This window comes from Pedosphaera parvula Ellin514, from assembly GCF_000172555.1.
Lineage (GTDB): Bacteria > Verrucomicrobiota > Verrucomicrobiia > Limisphaerales > Pedosphaeraceae > Pedosphaera.
Genome location: NZ_ABOX02000011.1, coordinates 86,845 through 112,923 on the forward strand (window position 1 = coordinate 86,845; position 26,079 = coordinate 112,923).

Genomic DNA, 26,079 nt, shown 5'->3' on the forward strand with positions numbered 1-26,079 from the left:
CTTGGTTTGATCATCTGCCCCACCCCGCTTTTGTGCCTCATTGTTTTTACTGGTTGCACATATCCGCCGCCCTTTTGAATTCTTCCTCGTGCAGACTTTCAATGTCTGTGCCACCGGAGCCAATGCCATCCTTCACTAACAGTAGCTCGCTGCGGCGCAGATCCGACCGCCCACCCTCGTCGGCTCAGGAGGCGCAACAGCGCGGGCAGAAAGGTCAGGCTGACAATCATGCAGGTGGCGATGCCCACAGGCATGATTTCACCCAGGCTCTTGATTCCCTGATGCTTCGCCAAAAGCAGGGTGCCGAAGCCGGTAATCGCCGTCAGGCCGGAAACGAGCACCGCTTTACCAGTGCTTTTGGCGAGGACTTCGGGCTCCTGCTCTTCAGCCACACGATTTAAAATTTGAATACCATTAGTGACACCGATGCCAACCAATAGCGGCAGGATCATGATATTCGCCGGATTAAAGGGAATGCCAACCGACCCCATGAGTCCCACCAACCAGACGGAACCAATTCCAACCGGAAGCAAAGCCAGAATCACACATCCCGGCGAACGAAAATGGAGGAAGAGCATGATGGCTATGGCGCAAAGTGAATACCAGGCCGCTTGCTGGTAACTAACTTTAAGAAGGGTGGTGTCCCGGTAAATCTGGGTCGGCATGCCAGTCACATTATCAGGTGGAATTACGGCCTCCAACTGCTGGATGAATTCGTGTTGGTTTTCATGATGCCAGATGTCTTTTTTGGGATAGACTTGCACCAGGTATTTACCCGTCACGCCAATGAAGCGGTCGCGTAAAACCGCCGGCAGGTCTGATGGACGCAGAGGACCGCTGGCATCTTGAGATTTTAACGCTTCGACTGTGTGATGAAACTCCATGAACAGAGCTTCCTGGTACCTGCAGAGCTGCTCTGGAACTTGAGGCTGGCCGCCGAGTATCGATTTGCGGAAATCGATGATGCGCTCTCGGAATGAGCGCAATTTAGCGGCCTGGTCCGGTTTGGATTTCTGCACTTCCATCAAGGCCTGTCCAAGATATCCCTGCAAATACCACAGCGTGGCACTGAGTTTATCAATTTGCACTGGTTGCCGGTCCACCGGGGCGAACTGCATGTCGGCCATCTCGCTTTTGAGGGAACGGACCAACTCTAATTTTTTGCCCTGGTCTTCAGTCAAATATCCCGCCACCGATTCGGTACCCGAGACCGATGGCAGTGATTTAACCTTCTCCTCATATTGACGGGCTTGCTCCGGAGAATCGGCGATGATGGCGGCGAACATCACGGACCGGCCAGCCGAATGAAGCAATTTGTTTTCATAACGAACTGAATCCAAATTCCTGCTCTGCATGCCGAGCAGATTGTAGTCAAAATAGACACGCCCAAGCTGCCGTGCGGCAATGGCAAACAATACGAACGTGACTGCCACCACCACTACCGGATGTCGGAGCCACATCTTTTCGATCTGCAGACGCGTCCGGCCGCTGATGCCGGTTTCCTGATTGCGCAGATTTTCTCGGCCGCGCATCAGCAAGGCGGGCAGTGTTGTCATCATTGGAATCAGGCATAGGAGCAGCCCTCCACCGCAGATGATGCCCATCTCCCGGATCCCTTTGAAATGCGTCAACCCCATCGCGAGAAAAGCCGCCGCAGTAGTCAGGCCGCCGACGACGATTCCTTGGCCCGTGAAGACAGTTGCTTTTGTGATGGCCTCGCGAACCGTACGGCGGTTGCGCATCTCCTCTTCATAACGAGTAATGAACTGGACCCCGAAATCAATCGCCAATCCGATCAACATCGGCGCGAACGTGATGCTTAAGATATTCAGGTGGCCAATAACCAGCGTCGTAAATCCCAGCGTGTAGCCGAAGCCGATGAGGAGACAAAGCGCGGCCTTCAGGGGTCGGCTTACTTCATGATACGCGGTTATAAAAATTACCGAGCAGATGATGAGGGCAGCCACGCTCGCGACGATCGAGTCCCGTTCAGACTGGCGCATTTCGTCGTAATTCAAGACCGCCCCGCCAGTCAGACCGGCATTTACCCCGGGAACCTCGCTTTCCGTCTCCCCAATCAAGTACCGCAGGCGCTTTATAACCTGTGGTGCCAAATCCTTGCTCCTCGGGCGGAGCGTCAGCATAAATATTCGGCCTTTGTCAAAGGTCAAATAAAGATGCTGTTCCGCCCTCGTTGCGCCAAAGAGGGCCTCCATGCCCGGTCCAGGTGGGCGGCCCGGGTGGGATAAGCTTTGATTTGCCTCGACCAGGATGCCTTCGAGAAACGGAATGGATTTCATCAAGTTCTCTCCCTGCTCTGCCGTCCCGCGTCCAGCGGTACGGAACTCCGAATTCACCATGGCGAAGAGCGAATCGAGATTGGTTGCCTGGGTGAAGCCCTTGAGGAAGGGCAAATATTCGCTTACAGACTTTTGCATTCGCTCCAAGTCCGCAGTTGGGACCAACAAAAGTGCTTTCGGGCCAAGGGTGGCCAAATCACCTTTGTAGAAGACCCCGGTGATCAGGTTGGTTTCCAGTTTGAGTCGTGCGGCAAGCCGCTCAGTGAACTGACGGTTGTGTTCCCAGTCGCCGCCTTCCACCAACACCACCTGATCCTCGCCTGGGAATTCCTTCCGGAAATTCAGGTAGGTTTCGTGGTAATTGACGCCTGGCCCAACCAGATTGTCCCGGTTCATATCCCGTTTTAAGCCATGGACGGTGTAAACCACGCAAAGGGCAGAGAGAATGATTTGCGGATAAATGAACCAGCCGGGATAATTGCAAACTGCCTCTGCCACTTTGCTGAGGCCCCTTGCAAGAATCGAGTTGGAAAACGACTTTATCATACTTTTTTAATGCCCCCGCAAATGCCCGAATATCCGTCTCTGAATGACGAGGCTGTGAAAAGCCGCTGGCGTTGTCGATTGCAGTACTCCATAAAATGAAGCGGCACGATGGGGACAAACCCGAAATGAATACCAGACACCACCTGCCTTCATGTGGGAAATCGGAAAGCACCGCGACAAGATTCACCCAAAGTGGCAACCAAGGTGATTTTGAAGATTCATCAACTTATTTTCTGACAAGTAATGGCTTCTATGCGTGACTTCTTTTAAAAAATAATTCGCCAATCTTGCCTGCGCCCATTACTCGACCTATCTCCTGAAAACCGAAAAACGGTATGAATGCAAAGAACGTTATAAGACACCGCGCAAGCAACTCATCACGGCCAGTATCCATAAACTCTTTCAGTCCTCCCACCAGCCCATTCCCATGGAGCCACCCTTCTATTGCGTGCTCGATGACACCAAAAACGGCTACAAAAATAGTAAAAACAACTGCCTTGTAGATGGTTGAATAAATCAGTCTTTTATTCTCGAGCTCCCGCCCCAGGTGCAATGCATTTCCCACCAAAATGACTTTGGCCAAAATCAATGCTTCGACTATGGCGAACCCGTAATGTAAGTAGCTAATATGGTACTCCATCAGGATCAATCTTCGGTACCAGGCAATGGCACCAAGGAAAAATGCCAGGTATAAGAAAGTGAAACAATATTCAGTCATTTCGTTGACGACTTTCTGCTTTCTGCCAATGGTCTTTTTGCCTGGGTCGTTCATACATTCACTTGATTTTTACACCGCCAATTTAACCGCATCTCGATCATCGCTGATGGTCGCAACGATTAAGGTTTGGCCAGGATAGAGCCGTTGAAACACAATGATTTCGTATATAAGGTCAACGATTACCGCTGCGACGGACAACTTGGCTGCGTCTTTCCAACTTTCGTGAAGTAATTTGAGTTTCTGGGATGAGTCGGTGGCGATGACCCAACCGTGGGAGGAGTACCCTTCTCGAGCGTCTTTCAATCCGGCGAGGATCGCAAGGCTGACCGCCACCAAAGGCTGGATGATAAGCCGAAACGCCAATGGTCCACGCACGCAGCCAAATGGATGGTCGAAAATTTCCTGAATCACTGCTTCCATAAATCGGCCCTCGCAAAAACTTAATTCATCATTGCAACTTTGTCTTTAAAGCAGCGATACAAATTTATGTGGCTACCTCCTTGGATGTCCCTTGAACTATTGTGGTTTGCGTAATTTGATAAACGACGAGGAAGGACTTGCGACAACTAAGATGCTGCTGTCTGCCCACCTCAGTCCGATCCTCGAGATGCGGTGCGCTCAAGGTCGAGGCTCACTCAACTCACGGCCATGCCCGGCCTGGATCTACTGTTGCGTCAGCGGCCTAAATTTGAATCTCTGTCCACCAACAGCGGCCTGTCCCATCAGCCCGGTCTTGGGAAGCACGAACACCTCCACTCCATTCTGGAATTTGGCGCTTTTCTCCACTCCTTCGGCAGCGACGACACCATTGATTGTTGCATCCATTGTGAACTTGCCGGTCTTGAAATCCTCAAGCACCGCCGGGGTTTCGAAAAAGATGACTTCTGAAAAGACTTGCCCGCCAACCTGCGCGCCAATGCTCGCTTCGGTTAACGTCACTTCGCCCACTGCCTTGCCCTTCTCAAAGACCAGTCCTTTGCCATGTGCTCCACCGATGACCAACCCACCCTTGCCCACGCTTGGAAACACCGCATAGCCTGCCGATGTCTGGAAGAGCGTGCTAATGCCTGGATCCGCCTCCTTGAACCTGGCGATGGCATTGTTTACCTCTGTTTTGAGATCTGCCTCGTCTGCGGCGCGTGCGGTCAAAGTCACTGCCATCATCACAAAAGCAGCCAATGTTATATTTGCGAGTTTGTATTTCATATTTAGTTTGCTTGCTGTCGGGTAATTAACTGCCAGTTTGACGATGCGATTAAACCTCGTCACCATTTGGCAGGCGGTTCTTTTGAACGATTGAGACTTTTGAATCTTCCTGCATGCGCATCTACTTCCTTGCTTTTAGGTTTTTAAGTCAGGCTTTCGCTCCCTTTCCCTTCTTTGGCTTCCCAAGGCCAGCGGCCTTCGATTTCAACTACAAGCGACCAGCTTAAAAATGTTCGAATCAAAACCAGCAAACCCAATGTCAAAACATTATTCATCGTTAGTTCCAAGGCTACAGTCTTCACCAAATCGCTGGCCACCAACAAATCCAATCCCAATAGCAAAGGCTTTCCTAACTGGTGCTTGTAGGCCTCGTAGGCACCGGGTCTGCCGATTTGAAGGACGTAACGCACAGTGCCGCGCGAACAGGTAACCACGATTATAGCGGTCACAATTACCATTACCGCCAGAATCTCGATTCCCATGGCGGTACATTCAATTACCACCCGGATGAATTCGACGATTTCGTGACCTGCCATGTGATTTGCTCCTCTTTCTCGGTTGCAATGGCCCGCCCTGGATGGAGGCGGGATACCGGATGTTCATTATTTCTGTCTTACACGCTTCCTCTTGGATTGTAACCCCATGTTCGAGATTGCCCGGCCTGTCACCACAACCTGCCCGGCCCGTCAAAATTCAAAAAGAACGTCCGGATTACAGTATTTCCCAATCTCCCTTGTCATTTACACTAATCCTGTTGGACTCGCTGTCAAACAGCAGGATCGTTTATGCTTCATATGCCCCACGCATGGTTGAACTTCCATGAATTCAAGTCGCCCGCGGGAACTTCGAATCACGGCTTTCATCATTCAACGGGTTCAGAAGATCAATTAGCGCCTCTTGGCTCACCCTAAGCAACCCGTTCTTCGCCTTTGTTCCAGCCACCACCTTGCACTTATCGCACACGCCTGCCCGAAGTAACCACAATCATCTTCCCACGCCGAATCTCAAGTTAGGGTGAGAGCGGCTGGTTCCTCCCTTTGAATGGATTCTTTCGATTTTCTGTACTGCACTCCCTTCTCCTTGCCTCCTTCAAGGACTGACTTCGCGTCCAGGTGTCCATACATCTGAATCAATCCCGCGATCAAACCCGTCCACCCCGTTTGATGGCTTGCGCCGAGACCTGCGCCATTATCGCCATGAAAGTATTCGTGGAACAGAATGTTGTCGCGCCAATACGGATCAGTTTGGAATTTTTCAATGCCGCCATACACCGGCCGCCGGCCCTGCTCATCGCGCAGGAAATTACTGGTCAGACGGTTGGCCAGTTCCCGGCTGACTTCAAACAAATTCATCCGCCTGCCAGAGCCGGTCGGGCATTCCACCTTAAAATTGTCTCCGTAATACATATAGTATTGCAGCAGCGCGCGGATAAGCAGCGCGTTAACCGGCAACCAAACCGGCCCGCGCCAGTTGGAGTTGCCGCCGAACATGCCGCTGTTGGATTCCGCTGGCAGATAATCCACGCGGTACTCCTGGCCGTGGACCCAGAAGGAATAGGGATGTTCGGCGTGATAACGCGAGAGTGCCCGTATGCCGTGCGGCCCCAGGAATTCATTTTCATCCAGCATGCGCGTCAGAATACGCCGCAGCCGATCCTCATTGACAATGGCCAGTATGCCGCGTTTAGCTACTCCAAAATAACCTGGTCCGGTTGCGTGGATACTGGCCGCCAGTTCTGGCATCCTGGCAAGGCGCTGGTAAATATGCTCCACCAGCCCCGGTACCTGCTCTCGTTGATACTGCTCCACGACGGTCGTCGCGCAAAGCGGAAGCAACCCGACCATTGAACGCACCTTGAGCCTGGTGGATTGACCATCAGGCAGCCTGAGCAGGTCATAGTAAAAACCGTCCTCCTCATCCCACAGCCCGTCCTCACCTGTCCGGTTCAACGCTGCGCCAATCCAAAGGAAGTGTTCAGCAAATTTAAACGCCAGTTCTTCGTAGGCGGAATCGTGAGTGGCCAATTCGACGCCAATCTCCAGCATATTTTGACAAAACAGCGCCATCCAGGCTGTGCCGTCGGCCTGCTCGAGGTGACCACCCGTTGGCAATGGAGCTGAGCGATCGAACACGCCGATATTGTCGAGGCCGAGAAAGCCTCCTTCAAAGACGTTCTTGCCGAAACGATCCTTCCGGTTCACCCACCAGGTAAAGTTCAGCGTCAGTTTGTTGAACAAACGTTTGAGAAACTCCACATCGCCCTGTCCGCGCGCTTGCTTCTCCGAATTGTATAAAAACAGCGTGGCCCAGGCGTGCACGGGCGGATTGACATCACCAAAATTCCACTCATAAGCCGGAACCTGACCGCTCGGGTGTAAATAAACTTCCCGGAGCACGAGGCTAAGTTGTGTCTTGGAGAAATCCAGATCCACTATCGATAACGCCATGGTATGAAACGCCAAATCCCACGCGGCATACCAAGGGTATTCCCACTTATCAGGCATGGAGATAATATCGTCATTGATCATGTGGAACCACTCCTTGTTCCTCGTCTCGCGGCTCCGCGATGCCATGGGATCCACTCCATGCTCCTTCAGCCACTTTTGTAAATCGAAGAAGTAGTACTGCTTCGACCACAGCATCCCGGCCAGTGCCTGCCGCATTATCCGCGCTGCATCTTCGCTGACTGAAGGTGGGGTGATGGAAGCGTAGAATTCATCTGCTTCTTCCCTTCTTGCTGCCAAAACCTCAGTAAAGTGATTCCCCAATGCACCTGCTCCACGCCCCTTGCCAGGCGATTTCAATGCCTGCCCGGTTAAACGCAAACGGATCACCTGGGTTTCGCCGGGCCGCACGCTTAACTGGTAATGCGCAGCGGCTTTGGTGCCGGATTTGCCCGGATTCACAGCTTCCTGACGACCATTCACGATATACTCGTTGATCGCATCCTTGACATGCGGTTTGTGGTTTGGTGTGCCTTCAATTCGCGCAGGGTTTGTTTCATTCTCGGTGAATAAGAGCGGCGGTTCTCCTTCGCAGTACAGAAATCGTTCACCAAGTTCCTTGTGTACGGCGCGCATCACGCTGAGTCCTTTGCCCGCTTCCGCCTCGTCCAGGAGCGGTTTCGGTTCGCCTGGCCACCAGGACCAGGTGTTGCGAAACCAAAGTGTTGGCAATACATGGAGGGTGGCTGCATCCGGTCCGCGATTCGCGACACTGATTTGTATCAGGATGTCTTCAGGTCCCTCCTTGGCGTATTCGACGAACACATCGAAATATCGATTCTCATTGAACACTCCTGTATCCAGCAGTTCATACTCGAATTGCTCACGACTGCGCTCCCGGTTGGTCTTGACGAGATCGAAATAGGGAAAAGCGGCCTGCGGATACTTATAGAGATACTTCATGTAGGAATGGGTCGGCGTACTATCCAGGTAGAAATAATATTCCTTAACATCCTCGCCATGGTTTCCTTCGCTGTTGGTCAGGCCAAAAAGGCGTTCCTTAAGGATTGGGTCATTGCCATTCCAGAGCGCCAGGGCAAAGCAGAGCCTTTGCTTGTCGTCAGAAAAGCCAGCCAAACCGTCTTCACCCCAATGGTAGGCGCGGGAGCGGGAGTTTTCGTGCGTGAAATAATTCCAGGCATCTCCTGAAGCACTGTAATCTTCGCGCACTGTGCCCCATTGTCGCTCACTCAGATAAGGCCCCCATTTTCTCCATGGAACATTTTGTTCCCGCGCTTCTTGAAGTCTTGTGTGCTCTGTTGTGTTCATAGGCATGCCAATCAAATTGACTCACACGTTTGAAGTGTAAGCGTGCTCGCGCAGTGGTGGACGAATAACTCCTGACTGAGCACAATAAGGGCCCGCTCCTTGAAATCCATGGGGTGTTTACCGCGCTTTTCATCGGCGGAAAACCGTAATTGGAAAGCGTCCGAGTGTGGAAGCGAGGAGCTGCGGCCCAAATGCATTTCCGGTGCAGTTTGCAACCTTCGCGTCCTCCTTCAATGCCATGGGCACGTGATTCAATTACAGACGGGAACGACCCGGGAAATAACGGTTCGGCTCACAAATGGTTATTCCCGTTCAACCTCAATCTTCAGCCGTCCCTTCTGCACGGCCTTCAGAAGAAGCTTATGATCACGCTCGCATTGATCCGCGTACGCAACCGAGAAGTCCGCGATCGCCTGGTCAAACTTATCGCTTTTGCCGAGGTAGCCGCTGATTACTGCGGGCTGACCAGAACGCGCATGCGCCAGTGCCAGCGCCCAACCGCATAACTTCGCATACTCCAACATCACACCCCGGCCGAATAACTCGACGAGGATCTTGATCTTCATGTCATTGAGTTGGCGGATATAAAAATGCCTGCCTTCCCGCCCTGACGTCCAGCCAAGGAAAAGGTCACTCGCAGATTGCATTAAGCGGCAGCCATTCACCACCCGCTGGCCATGATTGGAGTAGCGACTCTTCCCGGCAAAACCCTCAAGCACCGATGGGCCCGCCTCTTTTACCTGGAGAAAAAGTGGATCGTGTTCACTGGCCGTGAGCAGGACGATACCGCACCGGGTGCCAACGCTGCCGACCCCAACCACTTTGATGGCGAGGTCTTGCAATTCATAACGATCCAGCAACACCCGTCGATCATCTTCAAGCGTGTCACGATACTTCCGGAACGCCGCCTCCACGGCCGTGAAAAACGAATTATGATCGCGCTCCCGCCAATGATAAATGAGTGGCGGGTTATCCTTGATCACTGGCAATTGACCAACCACTTCGGTGAGCTTTGGAAAATCATGCTCCATCACCCCGCGTTTGCGTGCTGTTGCCACTCGTTTCTGAATCCGCTTGCGGGCCTGTTCATCCTTGATCATCGGAATCATCTCCTCCGCGTCCAGGCTGGAATACCACACCTCCAGCGCCCTCATCTCGCTGAATTCCCTCATGCGGTGCCGGTAGGAGCGGACGCAGGAGAGCACCGCTTCTTGAGCCGCAGCTTCACTGAAACCATTGCTGCGACACGCCAGCACGAAACTGGCGGCCAGGCGCTTCACGTCCCATTCCCACGGTGCCGGCAACGTTTCATCCAGATCATTGATATCAAAGATCACTCGTCGCTCCGGCGTGGCGAAAGCGCCAAAGTTCAGCAAATGACAATCGCCGCACGCCTGTACGCGCAAACCCGTCGAAGGAGTGTGGGCGAGATCGACTGCCATGTTCAACGCTGCGCCGCGATAAAATGTAAACGGCGACTGCAACATGCGACCGTAACGTATCGGTATCAGCTGGGGAATGCGTCCCTTGCTCGATTCTTTCATCAGAGCAACCGGATCAGGGCGATTTGCCGACACCTTCCAAACCGCGTGGGACTGACGTGGGCACTGGTCCCGCAATCTCTTCCCTTGCTTATAAAGTTCATTCCGCGATGGATGGGCAACGGACGAGCGTTTCGCAACCAGTGCAGTTCGTCCAGGCACTTTCCAGGATAATCTTGGAGATGAAACCCTGTTGTGATGGCGCTTGATCATATTATGCTCCATTCTTCACCATTGCAGAAGTCACGAACCCGCGTCCTCCTGGGCATCGTCCGGCATCCATTCCGACACTGAAGAGCGGTGCGAAACGTCAGGAAAGGTCAAAGTCTGCTTCTACATCCAAACTCTACCAACGGCCACGTCTCGAGCTTGGTCCGCAAGCCTATGGGCATTGCCTCTGGCCCTTGAAGTAGGTGAATACCTCACGCCAGCCACAATTACACCCACCGCGGGGATCGCGATACCCATCACCATCCACTCGATCGGCGTTCTGATGCATTCGGCGAATTCGTGCCTTTGCATGTAATCAAGGTCCTCTGGTTTTCATTAGCCGTTTACAGTGAAGCAAGCGTGCTTAAACCAAAAGCGCACGGGTACCACCCTGGCTCGTTGAAGTGGGTGATTCTCCCCTACTGTGGTCGCCGCCCCAGTTACTGCTGCGTTGCGGGTTTGACCCCATAAGCTTTCTTTTGCCTGGCTCGCGCAAGTGTGTAGTTTTTAAGAATACGGGAGCGGCTGTGAAATCCCAACACCAAAACTCGCGCTGGCCTCATGGAAGGGGGCCTATAAAATCCATATGAAATGTCCTGCTTGCAAAGAGCCCCTGCGCGAAAAAAGCGCGGGAGGCATGACCCTCGATGTCTGTTACGGCGGCTGTGGTGGAATCTGGTTCGACGCGACTGAACTGGATCGTGTCGATGGCCGCGCTGCCGCTTCGCTGCACACAGTGTGGCAGGACCCGAACAGACAAGTCGCATCCACTGAACCTCGAATCTGTCCGCGTTGTGTGGACCAGATTCTCGACCGCCGCTGGTTCTCAGAAATGAAGCAGGTGGAGATAGACCAATGTCAAAAATGTGGCGGCATCTGGCTGGATGCCGGGGAATTTAGTCGCATCCACGAGGAGATTGGTGGCGCCAAGGTGTCCTCACCAGCCTGGGCAACCGCCATGGCGGAAGCATCCACCCTGGTTATGCAAAAAATATCTTGATCGGCGAAGTCACCGGGACAGAGGGTTGCTCTCAAAATGCTCTTCGATCTCCCGTCGTACATCAGCGGACCGGCGATCATCCTATCGTTGTGCTTCTTCGCGCTCGGAGGATTGTCCCTCGTTCGCCGCCTTGTGCTGCCGCGCCTTCTAATTCAAAATCACGATTCCGAGTTCAGCGGTGCCATGTTACAAAGCGTGATGGTGTTCTACGGTCTGGCAGTGGCATTGATTGCAGTGAGTGTCTGGCAGACCTATTCCGATGTATCGAAAATCAGATCGCAGGAAGCAACCGCCCTGGCAGCGCTTTATCGCGACATGAGTGGCTATCCTGAACCTGTCCGCTCGCAATTCCAGAAGGAATTGCGCGATTACGTCGATTACACAATCCACAAAGCGTGGCCTTTGCAACAGCATGGCCAGGTTCCTGTCGATGGAGTGGAGATGCTGAACCACCTCCAAACAATACTGGTGACATTTGAGCCAGCGACCGAGGGACAGAAGCTGCTACATGGCGAAACGCTTAGAGCTTACAACGGCATGATCCAAGCCCGTCGCCTGCGCCTTGATGCGGTGGGGACGGCATTGGCTCCAGTAATGTGGGTCGTGATCGTCGTCGGCGCGATGATTGCGTTGAGCGCCTCCTTCTTTTTCAAAGTGGAGGACATACGACTTCACGGGATTCAGGTATTGCTCCTGGCCAGCTTCATTGGGTTGGTCATTTTTATGATCTTCGCCCTGGATCGCCCGTTCAGGGGCGACTTGGGACTTGGACCTGCCCCCTATCAACTCATTTACGACCACCTGATGAAATAGTGGGCTGCAATAAGTGCGGCGGCTTTTCGCATGTTCCGGTTTGAGGACTTCCTACCATCTGCCCATTGGCCCCCAGGCACCCCAGCTCATCGCCGCATTTTGATTCATCTCAGCCGCTTCCATCTGTTCGTTTGTCATCGACTGCTGTAGACCAAGCTGCTTGTAACGTTGGTACTCGTTCTCGCTGCCTAAGTAGACAACTCCTGCTTTCTTGTCCGCATAGGCATACATCGTTTTTCCATTTTGGTCGAACCGCTGGACCTTATAGGGCGGCATGGAGTCATAGATCGCGCGTTGTTGCGCCGTGGTGGGCGTCAACGTGCGAAATCCGGCGGCTGAAAGCAGCGATTCCTTGTTGTGCTCCCTCTCACTCGCGCAACCGGAAATGAAAAGTGCAGCGGTGACGGCCAACAAGCCGAGATAAACTGCGAGGTTTTTGCTCTGTTTCATATGTATTATTGGGGTTGATGTGGAACTGGTGCTTGTGAGTTACAGGAGGTTCAAATCATCCGGCGGTTAAAAGGAGCGGTGCCCCTATCATTGCTGTGTCTGTAATGTTCACCCGCTGGGAGGCTTCTCCTTTGCCTCCGCAACAAGTCGCGGCGCAAAATGCTCCGTGAGCACTGGACCAAGAATCGAAGTGGTCAACACCAATACAAGAACCACGTTGAGCATCTGGTCGTCCAGCAGGCGTTCATGTTGCGGGTTGAAAGTCTTGTAGGCAGCGAGTGTGGCCGCAAGAGTCGCTGCCACCTGCGGCAGCGTTAGTGCCCACATGGTCTTACGCGCGATGGAAGAATAATGGAACATTCGCCCGACCGATTCCGCCGCGATCCATTTACCCACAAGCAGAGCGCCAATGACCGCCATTGCCAGCGCGAATCTATCGACCAACGTCTGCAGAAACACGCTGGGATCGATCAAAAAACCGGTTACCAAAAAGAACATCGGCACGAAGAGTGTGTTGCCAATGAATTCAAGTTTCTCCTTGGCGGGATGTTCATGGACAGCAGTGTTCACCGCCAGTCCGGCAAGAAAAGCGCCGACAATGCCGGGCAAATTGATAAGATCCGCAAAATAACCTGCGAGCCCAACTATTGCCAACATCAGGATAAAATAAGCATCTTCGTCCTTTTCCACCTTTTTCAAAAGGTAGGCGCCCCCGCGCCCCAAACCGATTAGAACGACCGGAACAAAAATGGCGATCTCGAGGAGTTGCTGCAGAAGACCAGACATGGAAAAGCCGCGTTGATAAGTTGAAACACATACAGCGAACACGATCAGCGAAAGCGTGTCCGACATCACGGTGGCACCCGTGGTCACAACAATTGGTTCCAGCCTGTTAGCCTTCAGCCGGATGAGAATGGACATGGCAATCAAGGTGTGCGACGCAAGCAATGAGCCCAGCACAATAGCCGGGATTGTGTGATACCCAAATAGCAGTCCAACCCCGGTTCCCAGCACCAATGGCAGGCTGGTGGTGAAAACACCAAAAGTCATGGTCTTGTTACGGGCTTTGCGAAATAATTCCAGGTCGGTTTCCAATCCGGCGAAGAACATCAATAAAAGTTTTCCGATGTCGGCAAAGAAGTCGGCCACCGGGGCGTGCTCTGCAAACAGGTCCAGACCATGTGGCCCGACCACAACACCGCAAAGCAACATTCCCACCACGACCGGCAACCGCACCCGTTTGGAGAGCCGCGGCACACAGACGATAAGCGCCATGACGAGTGCGAATTTCGCCAGCATCGGCATTGTCCGGGCGTGTTCGCGTAAAAAATCAAGAACGGTCATGATACGAAGTGCAAACGCGGATAAAGGCCTTCCGAGAGCTATCCGCAGGTCTGAAATTAGTTATTGGGTTTGCCTCGCTGTCCTTGAGCCTTCCCGGTTGGTTGCAAATGAACTGTCCTTTGCAGTACTCCAAATGGGTTCCACGGGCCATCGAGGACCGACGGGACATTCTCTTCCGGCCAGTACATGCGCATCATCAAATCAAAATAACCATAAGCGTAGGCATCGACGCCGTCTGCGTCTCGTTGCATTCATTGTCTCCTAGAGCGTGTTCTTGACTTTTCAGTGGCTCGTTCAAGATAAGGCACTTGCGCAAATTACAATCTCTGGAAATGCGAAATTCAGATCAAAGCAAGCTCCACAACAGTAGCGGGATGCAACAGCGCGTTTTAAAGTTAAGTACACCCTCTAGGGTTGCGATCTGTTCCTGTCCTTGCCTGGATGCGATCAGTCTTGCCTCTCCATTTTCGGGAACAGGAACTGAGCTTGTGCACACAGTTGCCACCTGGCTCCAAGTCGTGTCGTCTTCCTTCAGTTATGGGTACAAGGGCTGGTTGAGGCGTTACTTCCTGTTCCAAACTTTTGCGTGCTACGATTCATGCCCTTGGCGGGGTGAGATTGCATTGACGAACAACATACTACTTGGAACGACTAGTGATCCCCCCCTAACTGCGCAACTGCAGTATATGTGATGACTCCCCGAATACCATGGGGTTTTCCCCTCATTATAACGTGCTGGCATAACACCGTGAAAACCGGCTTTGGATGGATTGACTTCGATTGGCATGATGCGATTTTTTTGCTAAACAATTGCTCGGCCATGTCGTGTCAGTTGAAATCAAAAGAGAAATTTGTGAAACATCCATCACTTTACCAGATCAACACCCGCATTCTGCTTCAGGAGCGCGGTGCGAAGATCGGCCGCGCGGCGACCCTTGATGACATAACAGATGACTTTCTCGACGACTTTGTAGCCAAGGGTTTTGAGTGGGTCTGGTTCCTCGGTGTCTGGCAAACGGGTCAACGGGGTCGTGAAATCTCCCGCACCCGGCCGGAGCTTCTGGCTGCCTGTCGCGAATCACTGCCTGACTTGAGGGTAGAGGACATCTGCGGTTCTCCTTTCGCGATCACCTCCTATAATGTCCATAAGGATTTCGGAGGCAACCCGGCTCTGGCTCGATTGCGGGAACGACTCGCCAAGCGCGGACTGCGGCTCCTGCTCGACTTCGTTCCCAATCACGTCGCTCTCGATCACCCATGGGTGGAAAGTCACCCTGAGTTCTTTATCCGCGGCACCGAAGAGCAGCTCAATCGAGAACCGCAGAACTACGTCCGCCTGTCTACCTCTCGTGGCGAGACGATATTCGCCCATGGTCGCGATCCTTACTTTTCGGGTTGGCCGGACACGCTTCAACTCAACTACCGACATCCGTCCGCTCGCCAGGCCATGATCGGGGAACTTGAACGTATTGCCGGGCAATGTGATGGCGTCCGTTGTGACATGGCGATGCTGGAACAACCTGATGTCTTCCTGCGCACTTGGGGCGACCGCGCAATTCCTGCCGATGGCACGCCGCCCATCGATCAACCCTTTTGGCCCGAGGCTATTCGGCAACTTCATCAAAAGCACCTAGGTTTTGTTTTCATAGCTGAAGTTTATTGGAATTTGGAATGGCAGTTACAACAGGCTGGTTTCGACTTCACTTATGATAAGCGACTCTACGATCGGCTCCATGCAGGAGTGGCCCGACCAGTGCGCGAACATCTGATGGCGCAACCAGATTTTCAGAATCATTCAACTCGCTTCCTCGAAAACCACGATGAACCACGCGCAGCCGCCAAGTTCGGCCCCATGCATCGGGCCGCGGCGGTCATCACGTTCTTCGTTCCCGGCATGCGCTTCTTCCATGAAGGCCAGCTGGAAGGACGCAAGGTTCATGTCTCCATGCATGTGGGACGTAGACCATTCGAACCCGTTGATTCCCACCTGCAAGCCTTTTATAAGCGTCTGCTTGAATGCTTGCAGCGACCTGAGGTTCATGGGGGTGATTGGCACCTGTGGGATTGCCGCCCAGCTTGGACTGGCAATGGCACTTGGGATCAGTTCATTGTCTTCTCATGGGAGCAGGATGACCGACGACTCATCGCAGCGGTTAACTACGGGCCAACACAGGGTCAATGTTATGTAACGCTGGGATTGGTCGGAATTAAAGGAAAACAATTCTTGCTCGTTGACCTGCTCGGCGAGGCACGTTACGACCGGGATGGTGACGGTCTCGCGGGTAGCGGCCTTTATCTCGATCTACCGGCATGGGGGTTCAACCTTTTCGAAATGAGGGAACAAACACCTGGCAAGCGACCAATCACTCAGCAAACCAGGCTGGAGGCATTGGTCTAGCGAAAACACTTCGAGCGAATACGACAGAGAAGTGCGCGGTAGATTTAGGGTAAAGCCCCATTGCGAGAAATGCTTCCTTCCTGCATGTCTTTATAGTCTATGTGTTTGCTCTCATCAAGAGAGCGCATAGTTAAAGTTTTGAAACGAGGTTCCGTCAAACTATGCAAACTGATTCTGAGGTTTTGCCACAACGATCAGGCGGATTGGATATTTGTGCGTTAATTGAGCAGCACGAGGGCCGAAATTATGAGCTGCATGCCGAGCACATCAACCCGGCCAATGTTCGGACCCTACAGACCATCGGATTTGATCGCTGCTATGTACGCGGTGAGGGGCCTTATCTCTGGGACATTGAAGGGACGAAGTATCTCGATTTTCTTTCCGGCTATGGCGTCTTCGGTTTGGGCCGCAACCATCCGGATGTGCGCCGGGTTTTAATCGATTTTCTTAATACGGATTATCCCAGCCTGGTTAAAATGGAGGCGCCAATGCTGTCCGGGTTGTTGGCTCAGGAGTTAAAGAAGCGCATGCCGAACCAGCTTGACATGGTTTTCTTCGGAAACTCTGGGGCGGATGGGGTCGAAACGGCCATCAAATATGCCAAATGTGCCACTGGCAAGCCGGGTATCATATACTGTGAGAAAGCGTTTCACGGCTTGACCTCCGGCGCGCTCTCGCTCAATGGAGATGAGAATTTTCGCAGCGGTTTTGCTCCGTTCATGCCGGACTGCCGTGCCATTCCTTTCAATGATCTGGAAGCACTGGAGGCTGAGTTGCTTAAAGGCGATGTGGCTGGCTTCATAGTGGAACCGGTCCAGGGCAAAGGGGTTAATATCCCCTCGCCCGGCTATTTGTATGAGGCCGCGGCGCTCTGCCACAAACATGGTGCCCTATTCATAGATGATGAGGTACAGACCGGCATGGGACGCGCGGGCCGCTTCCTGGCCATCGAACATGAAGGCGAGATCGATCCAGACATCGTTATTTTGTCCAAAGCGCTTTCCGGTGGTTACATCCCCATAAGTGCGGTGCTCTGTAAAAAGTGGATTCACGACAAAGTCTTTTCCAGCATGCAACGCTCAGTGGTGCATTCTTCAACTTTCAGCCAAGGCAACTTTGCCATGGCCGCGGGTTTGGCAGCACTCGATGTGATTGATCGTTACGATCTGATTGCCAAAGCCGAAAAGCTTGGAGATTTCCTGGGCCACGCACTGCAGGCGATGATACCGCGCTTCGAGTTTCTGCACGAAGTCCGTTGGCGCGGGTTAATGATGGGCATTGAGTTTGGACCGCCCCATTCGCTTGGTCTGAAGACTGCGTGGAAACTCATCCACACCATGGATAAAAGTCTTTTTCCACAGGCGGCCATCATTCCGTTGTTGGACAAGCACCACATCATCACACAAATAGCCGGTCACCACATCGATGTCATCAAGCTCCTGCCCCCGCTGGTCATCAGCGAGGACGATGTTCAATGGTTTTTGGGAGCCTTTGAAGATGTGCTGATCCAGATGCACAGATTTCCAGGGCCGGCGTGGGATGTCCTGACTGATATCGGTCGCATGGCGCTTACCCACCGCGCACGGTAACGTCGTGTCAGATTGAGCCACCTCAATCGCTACCGCGTACACAAATCAAGCGCGATGGCCAGTTGACGTGCAAAAGCGCCAGAAACCTACATGCAGCAAGCCGAGAAAAATCAACACCAGACCGTTGGCCACCACGGCGGCCACAATGGAAGTGTTTGGAAAACTTTGAATGGCTATCAACAGAGCGAGAGCAATGTTGCGGTTGCTGGTTCCCAAAGCCACCACCCGACGAGCCTCGATGGAAGGACCACTCGAATTATAACCAACCAGGAGCGAAAGTTCACTCACCAGCACCATGGCCAACAAGGGCTTCCAACCAGTAGACAGGATGGTTTCGAACTCGACTACCGTAACAAAAGTCAGGGAAACAGCCCCGGTGGCTTCGGAAATAATTTCCAGAGGACGCAGCAGCTTCCGTCCCATGGCTGGGAAGTAATGGCTAAAAACCACCCCGGCAGTCAGCGGCAGAGTAATCGTGGAGAGCAGCACAATGAGGATGGTCAGGATATTGAACTTGAGCGATGCGGCTCCCAACCATGGCCTGAGACTCCATTCACAAACGAGCGGCGTGAGGAAAGCCGAGAAGAAAGGAAACAATGCCGTCAATGTACCTGCGAGTGCCATGTTGCCTTTAGCCATTCTTACGAAGATCGGAACCACAGGAGCAAAGGGAGCCGCCGCCAGCAACAACATCCCAACCGCGATATTGGTTGGAATTCGAAGTCCGAATGTCACTGCGAGGGTCAGCGCCGGCACCAGCAGAAAGTTGATCAACAAAATCCATCCGAGGCGACTTCCCTTCATCGAATGGACCACCAGCTTCCAATTCAGTCGCAACCCCACCGCAAAAAGAAGACCTCCGAGGGAGGCCATCGTCAACAGACGAATCGTATTCGTGGTATTAAATGTCATGTGGGTAAGGCTGTTGGATGGAGCATACGCAACCTGTGATTAAAGGTCGATAACGCATCGCTGGAATTGGATTCACAGACATCCAATGTAAATGGAGTGGGAAAGCAAACATGTATTTCAACCATAAAATGTTTTGGCGAGCTGAGTACCTGGCTTTGATTCGCAGTCCCTTTCGACTGCGCCGATGGTGTTACGTTCTAGTATTTAGCGGGTTATTCGTGCTGTTCCTGCTCATCGTGCTCATCGGCCGCGGCTTGGACCAGTTGCTCTTTGGCCGTTTCCGCCGTCAAGCCGTTAACAACCCGGTCTTTATCATCGCACCACCGCGCAGTGGCACAACGCTTCTCCAAAAGCTACTCAGCCTGGACGAGCAGCGATTCGTGCATTTGAAAATGTATCAAACCATCTTCCCGGCGGTCTGCTATCAACGTCTCTGTAGTCTCCTGGTATGGCTCGACGGGAGACTGGGCAGCCCGTGTCACAAGCTCCTTGGTTGGTGCGAGAAGAAATGGTTCGGTGGTTGGGATGATTTGCATAAAATGCGTCTGAATCAACCGGAGGAGGATGATGCTTTGTTTCTTTACGCCTTTCCAATCGGAGGCCATTTATCTGTTGTTTCCTTCATCAATGAGCTGTGGGAGGCTGGCTTTCCAGATTCACTTCAACTTTCTAAGCGTCGCAGGCTGATGCGTTATTATCGAAGTTGCCTGCAACGGCATCTTTACGCTAATGGCCCCAACAAAACATTGCTTTCCAAGGCGACGCAATCATCGGGTTCCGTCGAAGGATTGTTGGAGGAATTCCCGGATGCCACGTTCATCACGATCGTTCGCGATCCTTATCGTTCAGTGGCTTCTCACGTGAGCCTCTTTGTGCCGGTCTGGCAGGCCCATTCGCCAGACATTGTCAGAAACGGTCCGGTGGCGAAGGCCTACGCCCGTCTGGCTGTGGAATGGTACAAACACCTCTTCGCCTTCCGCAATCAGGTTAATCCTCAGCGCTACTATTGCATTGATTACCGCAACCTCGCACGAAATCCGCGTGAAACCATTGAGAGACTTTATCACCACCTTGGCTGGTCAATAACTGACGGTTACCGCGCCAAACTGGAAGCCGCCACGCAGCGCCAGCGTGAGTTCAAGAGCAAACATGAATACACGCTCGAAGAGTTTGGACTCTCCAGAGAATGGATCCGACAGGAGCTTGCGGAAGTGATTGACGCTTATAAACTGGATTCGGAAATCCGCCATCAAAGCAAAAGTCCAGCTCTTAAGTAAAAGTAACAGGCTCCGTTAAACCATCCATCGAGTCATTGGTCGATTTACTATTGTTACCACATGCCGGGAGGCCCCCAAACGCCCCAGTTCATTGCAGCGTTCTGATTCATTTCAGCCGCCTCCAACTGTTCATTTGCTATTTGTTGCTGCTGGCCAAGTTGCCTGTAACGTTGATACTCATTTTCCCCGCCCACATAAAGAACTCCCGCCTTCTTGTCAGCAAATGCATAGGTTACTCTCCCGTTGAAGTCATGACGCTGAACCTTGTACGGCGGCATTGAGGCGTAGAGCGACTGTTGTTGCGGCGTGGACGGCGTGATAGCGCGAAATCCGGCCGCTGACAGCAAAGATTCCTTGTTGTGCGCCCGTTGGCTGGCACATCCGAAAAAACCGAGTACAGCGGTCGTAACAAGAAGTGTAAGATAGATTGAGATGGTTTTACTCTGTTTCATAGGCATTTTGTTTTTGTTGAATTGCTACTTGCAAGTTGTGGTGACTGGAATCATTGATTTCCACGACAGTATTTGTTGAGTTGCACGCGTTTGATTTGATTGGCTTTAATTTTTCCCGGGAACGGAGTTTGTGGTTAATCCTTGCCACGACGAACCGGGCCTGTCTGAAACTGAACCAGTCGGCCTCAGCACTTCACCTTGTGAACCAAAAGACTCTCCGAAAACTCGCTTCCAATCCCTCTTCATATCCACCACAACCCATCCCCTTTCCCGTGCCTCATCGAGGGCCTTATCCAGCCTGCCGATGGAGGAATTGCGATCGTAAGCGTATTCCCGCTCGGCGTCGGTATGATGTACCAATCCCTCGAATCTCGCGCCATCGCCGGCAGCCGTCCATTGCAGCATTTCCAGGTCTCCATCCGAGTTGCCGAAGGCGAAAATGGGGCGCCGGCCGATGAACTTGTTGATCGCGACCGGCTTGCCCGCTTTATCATCGATAAAATCAACTTCAGGCAACCGCATCAACGCGGGCTTGTCATCGCGCAGCTCGAACTTCGTTTTGACAGTGCTGCCAATCACTTGTTCCGGTGGAACGCCATAGACATTTTCGGTCCAGGGTCTCATAAATTCCACGCCACCGCCGGATACAATATATGTCTTGAAATCGTTCGCACGCAGGTACGCCAGCAACTCCAACATTGGTTGGTAGGCCAGCTCGGTGTAAGGTCGCTTAAACCTGGGATGTTGTGCCTTGGCCAGCCAATCTCGCACTAAACTCTCAAACTCTGCCGTGGTCATTCCCGCATGGCTCGCCATAATCAATTCCACCAGCCCTTTTTCTCCCGTCGCCATCAGGGCCTTCCTGTCTCCCTTGAGAATCGAGGCGAAAGGCTCGTTGGTTTTCCACTCAGGATGCTGTGGAGCGAGGGTCTTCACCCGGTCCAGCGCGAAGACAAACTGTGTATACATCGGCTGCTCAACCCAGAGCGTGCCATCATTATCGAATGTCGCAATACGCTCAGCAGCAGGAACGAACTTCCTCCCACCTGCCGTGGTGACATCAGTGACAAATTGAATGATGGCCTGCTTGGCTGCGCCATCATTCCACGACGGCAGCGCATCAGCGGCCCGGCTTCGCGTCAACGGAATCGACATCAAAACAAGCAGCACGGCAGTTATGATTGGATTCCCAGTCATGGAACTATTTTAATAGAGCAAGTTCATTAATCCTTCATCGCACTGTGGTGCTGATTTATGGAAACAACTACCAGCCTCCCAATACCATCTTGGTCATGATCCAGGAGAAGAGCCGACGTTTCAACTCCCCGCCTCAGCTTTAAAAAAGCCTCGTTTAATAAAGCTTGAGACTGGTCATACCTCCAACCTGATTCACCTGGTCAACTATCTTCGAGCAACCTGGCCGTCAGCGGATGAATACCAAAAGATATCCCCGCATTCGGAAACATTAAAAGTTCACATTACTTCTTGAAATGGGGGCAACACCCCAATATTGGCAACTCTCGTTCGGCACGAATTTAATTTCGATACGCCTCAATCAGGCCGATCTCTTCCAGATAAATTTCCAGCCAGCACTCTAAGCTGATGAACAACCGTCTATTTGGTCAACGACACCGGGGGCAGGTTTGATCCTGCATTTCCGGATAATTTTTTGTCGGCAGCTCCAACAGCGTTCGTTCCCGGCTCCAAGGTTTTAACCTCTGCAGGACGACTGTACTTCCAGGCAAAGTAACCGGCGGTTCCCAATGCAGCCAAAATCAAAATAACCAGCAGCCATTTCTGAGCTGTTTTCTTATCTGCAAACGGATCTATCAAGTCACGCTGTGCTCCCAACGGTGTGGAGGCGACCTGGGTGAGCGAACGTCCGAAAGGCACATTGATTTTCGCCCGGGCATTGACGGCCCAGCCATTGGCATCCAGGATCGGCCCAAGGTTACGCCGACGCAGTTTCAAATAAGCCATCACCACCGAAGGCAGCGAAATAGCCAGAATGAGCGACAGAAAGGCCAAAGGTATTTGCCACCATGGAAGACCAAAAATTGTGCCAAAAATTCCGCCCAACGCGCCGAATATGCCAGTCAACACAATGCTTACCGCCGCCAGTGTTCCTGCATCAATTTTTTGCGCCGCTGGCAAAGTCGCTGGTTTTGCAATCTCAACCGGTTTAGGCTTGTCCACCTCAACCGTCTGTTGCGCAATTTTCGAAAGCTCGGCATTCACCGCCGCATCTGCAGTTGCCGCACGCTTGGCCACCTGCTCCTCAATCAATCGCACGAGCTTTTTGTAGGGTGCCCAGAATGCCTGGCGAATGCTGATCGGATTATCAATGATCTTGGTAATGGTCGCATCCCAATCATTGCCTTTGCGATCATAAAAAATTCCATTGCGCCCCACCATCAGGTTGTCCGAATCCCCATCCGTAAACGCAGCGACAATCTGTTTCTTCTCGCCCGTCGCCTTGCGCACGAGATCACAGTAAGCGAGATACGTGCCGGCCAATCCCGCCATCAATGCGTGTTTGCCAGGATCTTCCACTGTCAGGCAAAGATCGCAACTGCGCTGATCCAAATAAAGTCTGCCTGCCTGAAAAACCGCCCGCTCATTCCGGTGATAAAAATCTCGGAATGATACAAAGTTGTTCAAGAGTTTGAACAAATCGCGATGATAGCGCACCAGCTTGTCCACAGCGGCAATGGCATTGGACTCCGGTTCAAGCGCCTTGTCCTTTGCTATCAATGCAGAAATATCCTCTTTACCCTTCGTTCCAAGAATTTGTCGCACACGCTTCAACCCAAGCTTCTCGACACCAACCCCAGCCTTGGTACTGAACCAGGTTTCATAGGCGGCCAGTTTTCCGGTAATCACCGCCCAGTCCGCTTCAGTGATGGAGGTCTGATCTCCAATGATGGGCTTGACGGCATCCGATTGAAATTTGCCCAGCAGAGTCGCCCACGCTGGATTCACCGCTTCACTCAAGGCCAGAGGCTTGCCTGCCTCGATACGAGCCAACGGAAAGTTGGCAACCTCGGAAGCCGTGATGGTCAGGTCCTTCGCTGCGATCGCGAGATATTCCTTTTCCTCACGATTCAATGCTGCAATCGCGCGAGCGTCGAAAGCCGCAAGCCGGCAACGAGCAAAATAATCATCCACCTTCACTTTTACCACTCTCATCGCCGCTGCAGCGGCCGTGGTGGCCTCCCCAAGCGATGCGATCGCCGGTTCGGTTTCCGAGACCTGCCACCAATCAGAATAAGCCTGCGCTTCCGCAAAAAACTGGTCCACTTTCACCTGGTTCACACCGGGCTTGCCACTGCGATCGTTTTCCGCTCCGAAACAAGTGATGATGTCACTAATGACTCCTTTGACAATCGGATCCTCAGCGGCATCAGCCGGAATGATTCCATCCCCATTGAATTGTGTTTGAGCGAAGATTTTTACGGTGTCGGCCGTATCTTCGACGGTAATCCCCTCACTCTCTTTCTTCCCAAGGTTCGTGAGAATCTGTTTCGCCGAAGAGAGCAACTGGCTGCCTTCCAGGTTGGCATCGTTGATGGCATTCAAAGGAAGTGATGCCGAAGCACTTAACAAATCACCCGGGTTCTTAAGCAGAGAACAGGTCCACTTGACCGCCGCGATGATTTCCGGGACCCGAATGCGCCCGTCTTTGTCCGTATCTATCAATGTCAGCGTCTTGGAATCAAACTCCAGCCCCTGCGTCGGACAGGCCAATGCCACCCACAGCTTCTGATCCAACTTGTCCAGCGCCGTAAGATCAGCCCCGGTATCCAGGCGAACCTGATCAAATCCACCGGCACGAAAAAATTTCCAATCGTAGTTGTTTTCCATACGCAATCTGTTGCTCACGAACGCCAATAATTGACCCCAGTTAAGCCCGCCATTATCTCACGGGTCAATTCTGGAGCCAAACGAAAAATATTTTGCAATTGCTTTTATGCTGGATGGCACCACAACTGAGTCACATCAGCCTAATAAATACTGACTTTGTCAAGATTTAACCTCATTGTATTTGCACTTATTTAGACACCCACCCAAACTAGACCAACTTTTAAAACAACCGCTATTTTTGGCTATAGGCCATGCAGAAATTCGTGAACCAAAACCGGCGAGCGACGCAATCCTGGTGTTCAGATGGAAAAACGAACAGGACCACAGAACCCAGAAATGGAGTCGAAAAGGCTTTTGGCCACTTCCATTCGTGACAATTACTGTTCATTCGTGGTTGCCCCACCAACGCTCCTACAACCCACTTGCCATGATCATCTCCACAAGTATAGTCATATTCGGCTGGAAGAGAGCCACCGGATCCGCGGAAAGGGTTTAACCCGACTTCATAACAACAAAAAACCATTGCACGTTAATCACGCTGCTTGTTTGCGGATCCAAGCCAACCGAGAAACGAACTATGAAAACGACTCTTCCGGCTCGCCCAAATCTTGACCACCTCCGGCGCCAGGCCAAGGCGCTCCTTTCAGCACTTGAAAGCCGCGAAAAAGAAGCTGTTGTAACCATATTGAAACATCTGCCCGCGGCCAAAGGGATGACCGAAGCAAAAGTCATGGAAACACGTTTCCTGCTGGCGGATGCGCAATCAGCAATTGCGCGTCAAAATGGATTCGCCGGATGGCCCCACCTCGCCCGGCATGTGGATCAGCTTCGCTCTCTGGAAGGAACCTGGTCCTTCTGCCGGCTTGAAATAGACGGCATCGTCATGCCCACCGGCGTTTCAGAGGCTTCCCGTATTCTCATAGATGGAGACCGATTTAGGACAGAATCTCCCGAGGCCACTTACGAAAGGCATTTTCAACATCAATGTCGAGGCTAATCCCCATGAAATTGATATTGAGTTCGTCGAAGGACCCGAAGCCGGAAACACAAACTTTGGTATCTTCCGTCTGGAAAAAGACAGTCTTGAAATCTGCCTCGACCTCAACGGAAATCCGCGACCGAAGGCTTTTTCAACCTCCCCGGGCAGCGGTCATGCATATGAATTCTTGAGAAGGAGTTCCAATGCGCGTCCTGAAGATGTCCAAGGCGGCACCGCGCCACCAGCCAAAGCTCATTCATTTGCCGCGAACATCGCCGAATTTGCATTCGTTGATTCCCCCATGCTAAACCGCCTACAGGGAACATGGACCGCCGTTAAAATTGTTCGCGACGGCCAGGAATTGCCCGCGATGATGCTTCGCGCCGGCCTTCGCGTCGCCACCAAAAACGAGATCAGAATTTCCTTCGGTGGCCAGACGATGATTCACGCATTAGTCAGACTCGATGAATCCACGAACCCCGTTCAAGTGGACTACCTGAACATCGGTGGCGCCTGCAACGGAACCGTTCAACATGGCCTTTTAAAATGGGTTGGCAACGAACCCTGCTTTTGCATGGCCGCCCCCGGCCAGTCCCGCCCTTACGATTTCACCTGCACCCGCGGCAGCGAACGCACACTCAGCCAATGGCGCCTGAAAAAGTAGGAGCCACCCCAAAAACACCCATTTGACCAAACCCCTTTTTTTC

21 protein-coding genes are annotated in these 26,079 nt (G+C 52.4%); 7 read left to right on the forward strand and 14 right to left on the reverse strand.

The window, feature by feature from the left end:
* Positions 1 to 98: 98 nt before the first annotated feature.
* From CFLAV_RS10950 to CFLAV_RS10980, 7 genes are all read right to left on the reverse strand, one after another.
* A complete protein-coding gene (locus CFLAV_RS10950; RefSeq protein ID WP_007414779.1) occupies positions 99 to 2,846 on the reverse strand; it encodes an MMPL family transporter in 2,748 nt (915 codons plus the stop codon).
* Between the two features lie 250 nt (positions 2,847 to 3,096).
* Positions 3,097 to 3,618 carry a hypothetical protein gene (locus CFLAV_RS10955; protein ID WP_007414780.1) on the reverse strand — a complete coding sequence of 174 codons (522 nt, stop codon included), beginning with the start codon at positions 3,616 to 3,618 and terminating at the stop codon, positions 3,097 to 3,099.
* A gap of 15 nt (positions 3,619 to 3,633) precedes the next feature.
* The gene (locus CFLAV_RS10960) at positions 3,634 to 3,984 is read right to left on the reverse strand and encodes a hypothetical protein (RefSeq protein ID WP_007414781.1); all 351 of its coding nucleotides are present in this window, start codon (positions 3,982 to 3,984) and stop codon (positions 3,634 to 3,636) included.
* A gap of 243 nt (positions 3,985 to 4,227) precedes the next feature.
* Positions 4,228 to 4,770 carry a lipid-binding SYLF domain-containing protein gene (locus CFLAV_RS10965; protein WP_040548098.1) on the reverse strand — a complete coding sequence of 181 codons (543 nt, stop codon included), beginning with the start codon at positions 4,768 to 4,770 and terminating at the stop codon, positions 4,228 to 4,230.
* 143 nt (positions 4,771 to 4,913) lie between these two features.
* On the reverse strand, positions 4,914 to 5,306 hold the full coding sequence (locus CFLAV_RS10970; RefSeq protein ID WP_007414783.1) for a DUF1622 domain-containing protein: 393 nt from the start codon (positions 5,304 to 5,306) through the stop codon (positions 4,914 to 4,916).
* A 468-nt stretch (positions 5,307 to 5,774) separates the two neighbouring features.
* A complete protein-coding gene (locus CFLAV_RS10975; protein ID WP_007414784.1) occupies positions 5,775 to 8,549 on the reverse strand; it encodes an MGH1-like glycoside hydrolase domain-containing protein in 2,775 nt (924 codons plus the stop codon).
* Between the two features lie 296 nt (positions 8,550 to 8,845).
* Positions 8,846 to 10,087 (reverse strand): DUF2252 domain-containing protein, encoded by a 1,242-nt coding sequence (locus tag CFLAV_RS10980; protein WP_007414786.1) that lies wholly within the window; start codon positions 10,085 to 10,087, stop codon positions 8,846 to 8,848.
* A 793-nt stretch (positions 10,088 to 10,880) separates the two neighbouring features.
* On the opposite strand from CFLAV_RS10980, the gene CFLAV_RS10990 reads away from it, so the two are divergent.
* Both CFLAV_RS10990 and CFLAV_RS10995 read left to right on the forward strand, forming a co-directional pair.
* A complete protein-coding gene (locus tag CFLAV_RS10990; protein ID WP_007414788.1) occupies positions 10,881 to 11,294 on the forward strand; it encodes a TFIIB-type zinc ribbon-containing protein in 414 nt (137 codons plus the stop codon).
* 36 nt (positions 11,295 to 11,330) lie between these two features.
* Complete coding sequence (locus CFLAV_RS10995; protein WP_007414789.1) at positions 11,331 to 12,107, forward strand: bestrophin-like domain; 777 nt, start codon at positions 11,331 to 11,333, stop codon at positions 12,105 to 12,107.
* Positions 12,108 to 12,158: 51 nt separating this feature from the next.
* Here the strand turns inward: CFLAV_RS10995 and CFLAV_RS11000 are convergent, their stop codons facing one another.
* From CFLAV_RS11000 to CFLAV_RS11010, 3 genes are all read right to left on the reverse strand, one after another.
* The gene (locus CFLAV_RS11000) at positions 12,159 to 12,557 is read right to left on the reverse strand and encodes a hypothetical protein (protein ID WP_007414790.1); all 399 of its coding nucleotides are present in this window, start codon (positions 12,555 to 12,557) and stop codon (positions 12,159 to 12,161) included.
* 108 nt (positions 12,558 to 12,665) lie between these two features.
* Positions 12,666 to 13,901 carry a cation:proton antiporter gene (locus CFLAV_RS11005; RefSeq protein ID WP_007414791.1) on the reverse strand — a complete coding sequence of 412 codons (1,236 nt, stop codon included), beginning with the start codon at positions 13,899 to 13,901 and terminating at the stop codon, positions 12,666 to 12,668.
* Positions 13,902 to 13,957: 56 nt separating this feature from the next.
* Positions 13,958 to 14,152 (reverse strand): hypothetical protein, encoded by a 195-nt coding sequence (locus CFLAV_RS11010; RefSeq protein ID WP_007414792.1) that lies wholly within the window; start codon positions 14,150 to 14,152, stop codon positions 13,958 to 13,960.
* Between the two features lie 602 nt (positions 14,153 to 14,754).
* On the opposite strand from CFLAV_RS11010, the gene CFLAV_RS11015 reads away from it, so the two are divergent.
* Both CFLAV_RS11015 and CFLAV_RS11020 read left to right on the forward strand, forming a co-directional pair.
* The gene (locus CFLAV_RS11015) at positions 14,755 to 16,299 is read left to right on the forward strand and encodes an alpha-amylase family glycosyl hydrolase (RefSeq protein ID WP_202796881.1); all 1,545 of its coding nucleotides are present in this window, start codon (positions 14,755 to 14,757) and stop codon (positions 16,297 to 16,299) included.
* Between the two features lie 161 nt (positions 16,300 to 16,460).
* A complete protein-coding gene (locus tag CFLAV_RS11020; RefSeq protein ID WP_007414795.1) occupies positions 16,461 to 17,888 on the forward strand; it encodes an aspartate aminotransferase family protein in 1,428 nt (475 codons plus the stop codon).
* A 45-nt stretch (positions 17,889 to 17,933) separates the two neighbouring features.
* Here the strand turns inward: CFLAV_RS11020 and CFLAV_RS11025 are convergent, their stop codons facing one another.
* Positions 17,934 to 18,800 (reverse strand): bile acid:sodium symporter family protein, encoded by an 867-nt coding sequence (locus CFLAV_RS11025; protein WP_007414796.1) that lies wholly within the window; start codon positions 18,798 to 18,800, stop codon positions 17,934 to 17,936.
* A gap of 128 nt (positions 18,801 to 18,928) precedes the next feature.
* Between CFLAV_RS11025 and CFLAV_RS11030 the strand changes: the two genes are divergently transcribed.
* Entirely contained in the window at positions 18,929 to 20,077 is a 1,149-nt protein-coding gene (locus CFLAV_RS11030) for a sulfotransferase family protein (protein ID WP_202796882.1), read from the forward strand.
* A 53-nt stretch (positions 20,078 to 20,130) separates the two neighbouring features.
* On the opposite strand, the gene CFLAV_RS11035 is transcribed toward CFLAV_RS11030, so the two are convergent.
* From CFLAV_RS11035 to CFLAV_RS11045, 3 genes are all read right to left on the reverse strand, one after another.
* The gene (locus CFLAV_RS11035; RefSeq protein ID WP_007414798.1) at positions 20,131 to 20,529 is read right to left on the reverse strand and encodes a hypothetical protein; all 399 of its coding nucleotides are present in this window, start codon (positions 20,527 to 20,529) and stop codon (positions 20,131 to 20,133) included.
* 105 nt (positions 20,530 to 20,634) lie between these two features.
* Positions 20,635 to 21,684 (reverse strand): HAD family hydrolase, encoded by a 1,050-nt coding sequence (locus tag CFLAV_RS11040; protein WP_283950765.1) that lies wholly within the window; start codon positions 21,682 to 21,684, stop codon positions 20,635 to 20,637.
* 459 nt (positions 21,685 to 22,143) lie between these two features.
* The gene (locus CFLAV_RS11045) at positions 22,144 to 24,393 is read right to left on the reverse strand and encodes a hypothetical protein (RefSeq protein WP_007414800.1); all 2,250 of its coding nucleotides are present in this window, start codon (positions 24,391 to 24,393) and stop codon (positions 22,144 to 22,146) included.
* A gap of 577 nt (positions 24,394 to 24,970) precedes the next feature.
* Here CFLAV_RS11045 and CFLAV_RS34865 point away from each other — a divergent pair.
* Both CFLAV_RS34865 and CFLAV_RS11055 read left to right on the forward strand, forming a co-directional pair.
* Complete coding sequence (locus tag CFLAV_RS34865; RefSeq protein ID WP_150107361.1) at positions 24,971 to 25,390, forward strand: hypothetical protein; 420 nt, start codon at positions 24,971 to 24,973, stop codon at positions 25,388 to 25,390.
* Positions 25,317 to 26,036: a TIGR03067 domain-containing protein gene (locus CFLAV_RS11055; RefSeq protein WP_007414802.1), complete on the forward strand. Its 720-nt coding sequence runs from the start codon at positions 25,317 to 25,319 to the stop codon at positions 26,034 to 26,036. The genes CFLAV_RS34865 and CFLAV_RS11055 overlap by 74 nt, the downstream gene beginning before the upstream one ends.
* Positions 26,037 to 26,079 lie beyond the last annotated feature (43 nt).

Coding starts and splice junctions, on each gene's coding strand:
- CFLAV_RS10950 (WP_007414779.1), bottom strand. CDS start 2,846: ATGATAAAGTCGTTTTCCAACTCGATTCTTGCAAGGGGCCTCAGCAAA.
- CFLAV_RS10955 (WP_007414780.1), bottom strand. CDS start 3,618: ATGAACGACCCAGGCAAAAAGACCATTGGCAGAAAGCAGAAAGTCGTC.
- CFLAV_RS10960 (WP_007414781.1), bottom strand. CDS start 3,984: ATGGAAGCAGTGATTCAGGAAATTTTCGACCATCCATTTGGCTGCGTG.
- CFLAV_RS10965 (WP_040548098.1), bottom strand. CDS start 4,770: ATGAAATACAAACTCGCAAATATAACATTGGCTGCTTTTGTGATGATG.
- CFLAV_RS10970 (WP_007414783.1), bottom strand. CDS start 5,306: ATGGCAGGTCACGAAATCGTCGAATTCATCCGGGTGGTAATTGAATGT.
- CFLAV_RS10975 (WP_007414784.1), bottom strand. CDS start 8,549: ATGCCTATGAACACAACAGAGCACACAAGACTTCAAGAAGCGCGGGAA.
- CFLAV_RS10980 (WP_007414786.1), bottom strand. CDS start 10,087: ATGAAAGAATCGAGCAAGGGACGCATTCCCCAGCTGATACCGATACGT.
- CFLAV_RS10990 (WP_007414788.1), top strand. CDS start 10,881: ATGAAATGTCCTGCTTGCAAAGAGCCCCTGCGCGAAAAAAGCGCGGGA.
- CFLAV_RS10995 (WP_007414789.1), top strand. CDS start 11,331: ATGCTCTTCGATCTCCCGTCGTACATCAGCGGACCGGCGATCATCCTA.
- CFLAV_RS11000 (WP_007414790.1), bottom strand. CDS start 12,557: ATGAAACAGAGCAAAAACCTCGCAGTTTATCTCGGCTTGTTGGCCGTC.
- CFLAV_RS11005 (WP_007414791.1), bottom strand. CDS start 13,901: ATGACCGTTCTTGATTTTTTACGCGAACACGCCCGGACAATGCCGATG.
- CFLAV_RS11010 (WP_007414792.1), bottom strand. CDS start 14,152: ATGCAACGAGACGCAGACGGCGTCGATGCCTACGCTTATGGTTATTTT.
- CFLAV_RS11020 (WP_007414795.1), top strand. CDS start 16,461: ATGCAAACTGATTCTGAGGTTTTGCCACAACGATCAGGCGGATTGGAT.
- CFLAV_RS11025 (WP_007414796.1), bottom strand. CDS start 18,800: ATGACATTTAATACCACGAATACGATTCGTCTGTTGACGATGGCCTCC.
- CFLAV_RS11030 (WP_202796882.1), top strand. CDS start 18,929: ATGTTTTGGCGAGCTGAGTACCTGGCTTTGATTCGCAGTCCCTTTCGA.
- CFLAV_RS11035 (WP_007414798.1), bottom strand. CDS start 20,529: ATGAAACAGAGTAAAACCATCTCAATCTATCTTACACTTCTTGTTACG.
- CFLAV_RS11040 (WP_283950765.1), bottom strand. CDS start 21,684: ATGTCGATTCCGTTGACGCGAAGCCGGGCCGCTGATGCGCTGCCGTCG.
- CFLAV_RS11045 (WP_007414800.1), bottom strand. CDS start 24,393: ATGGAAAACAACTACGATTGGAAATTTTTTCGTGCCGGTGGATTTGAT.
- CFLAV_RS34865 (WP_150107361.1), top strand. CDS start 24,971: ATGAAAACGACTCTTCCGGCTCGCCCAAATCTTGACCACCTCCGGCGC.
- CFLAV_RS11055 (WP_007414802.1), top strand. CDS start 25,317: ATGGAGACCGATTTAGGACAGAATCTCCCGAGGCCACTTACGAAAGGC.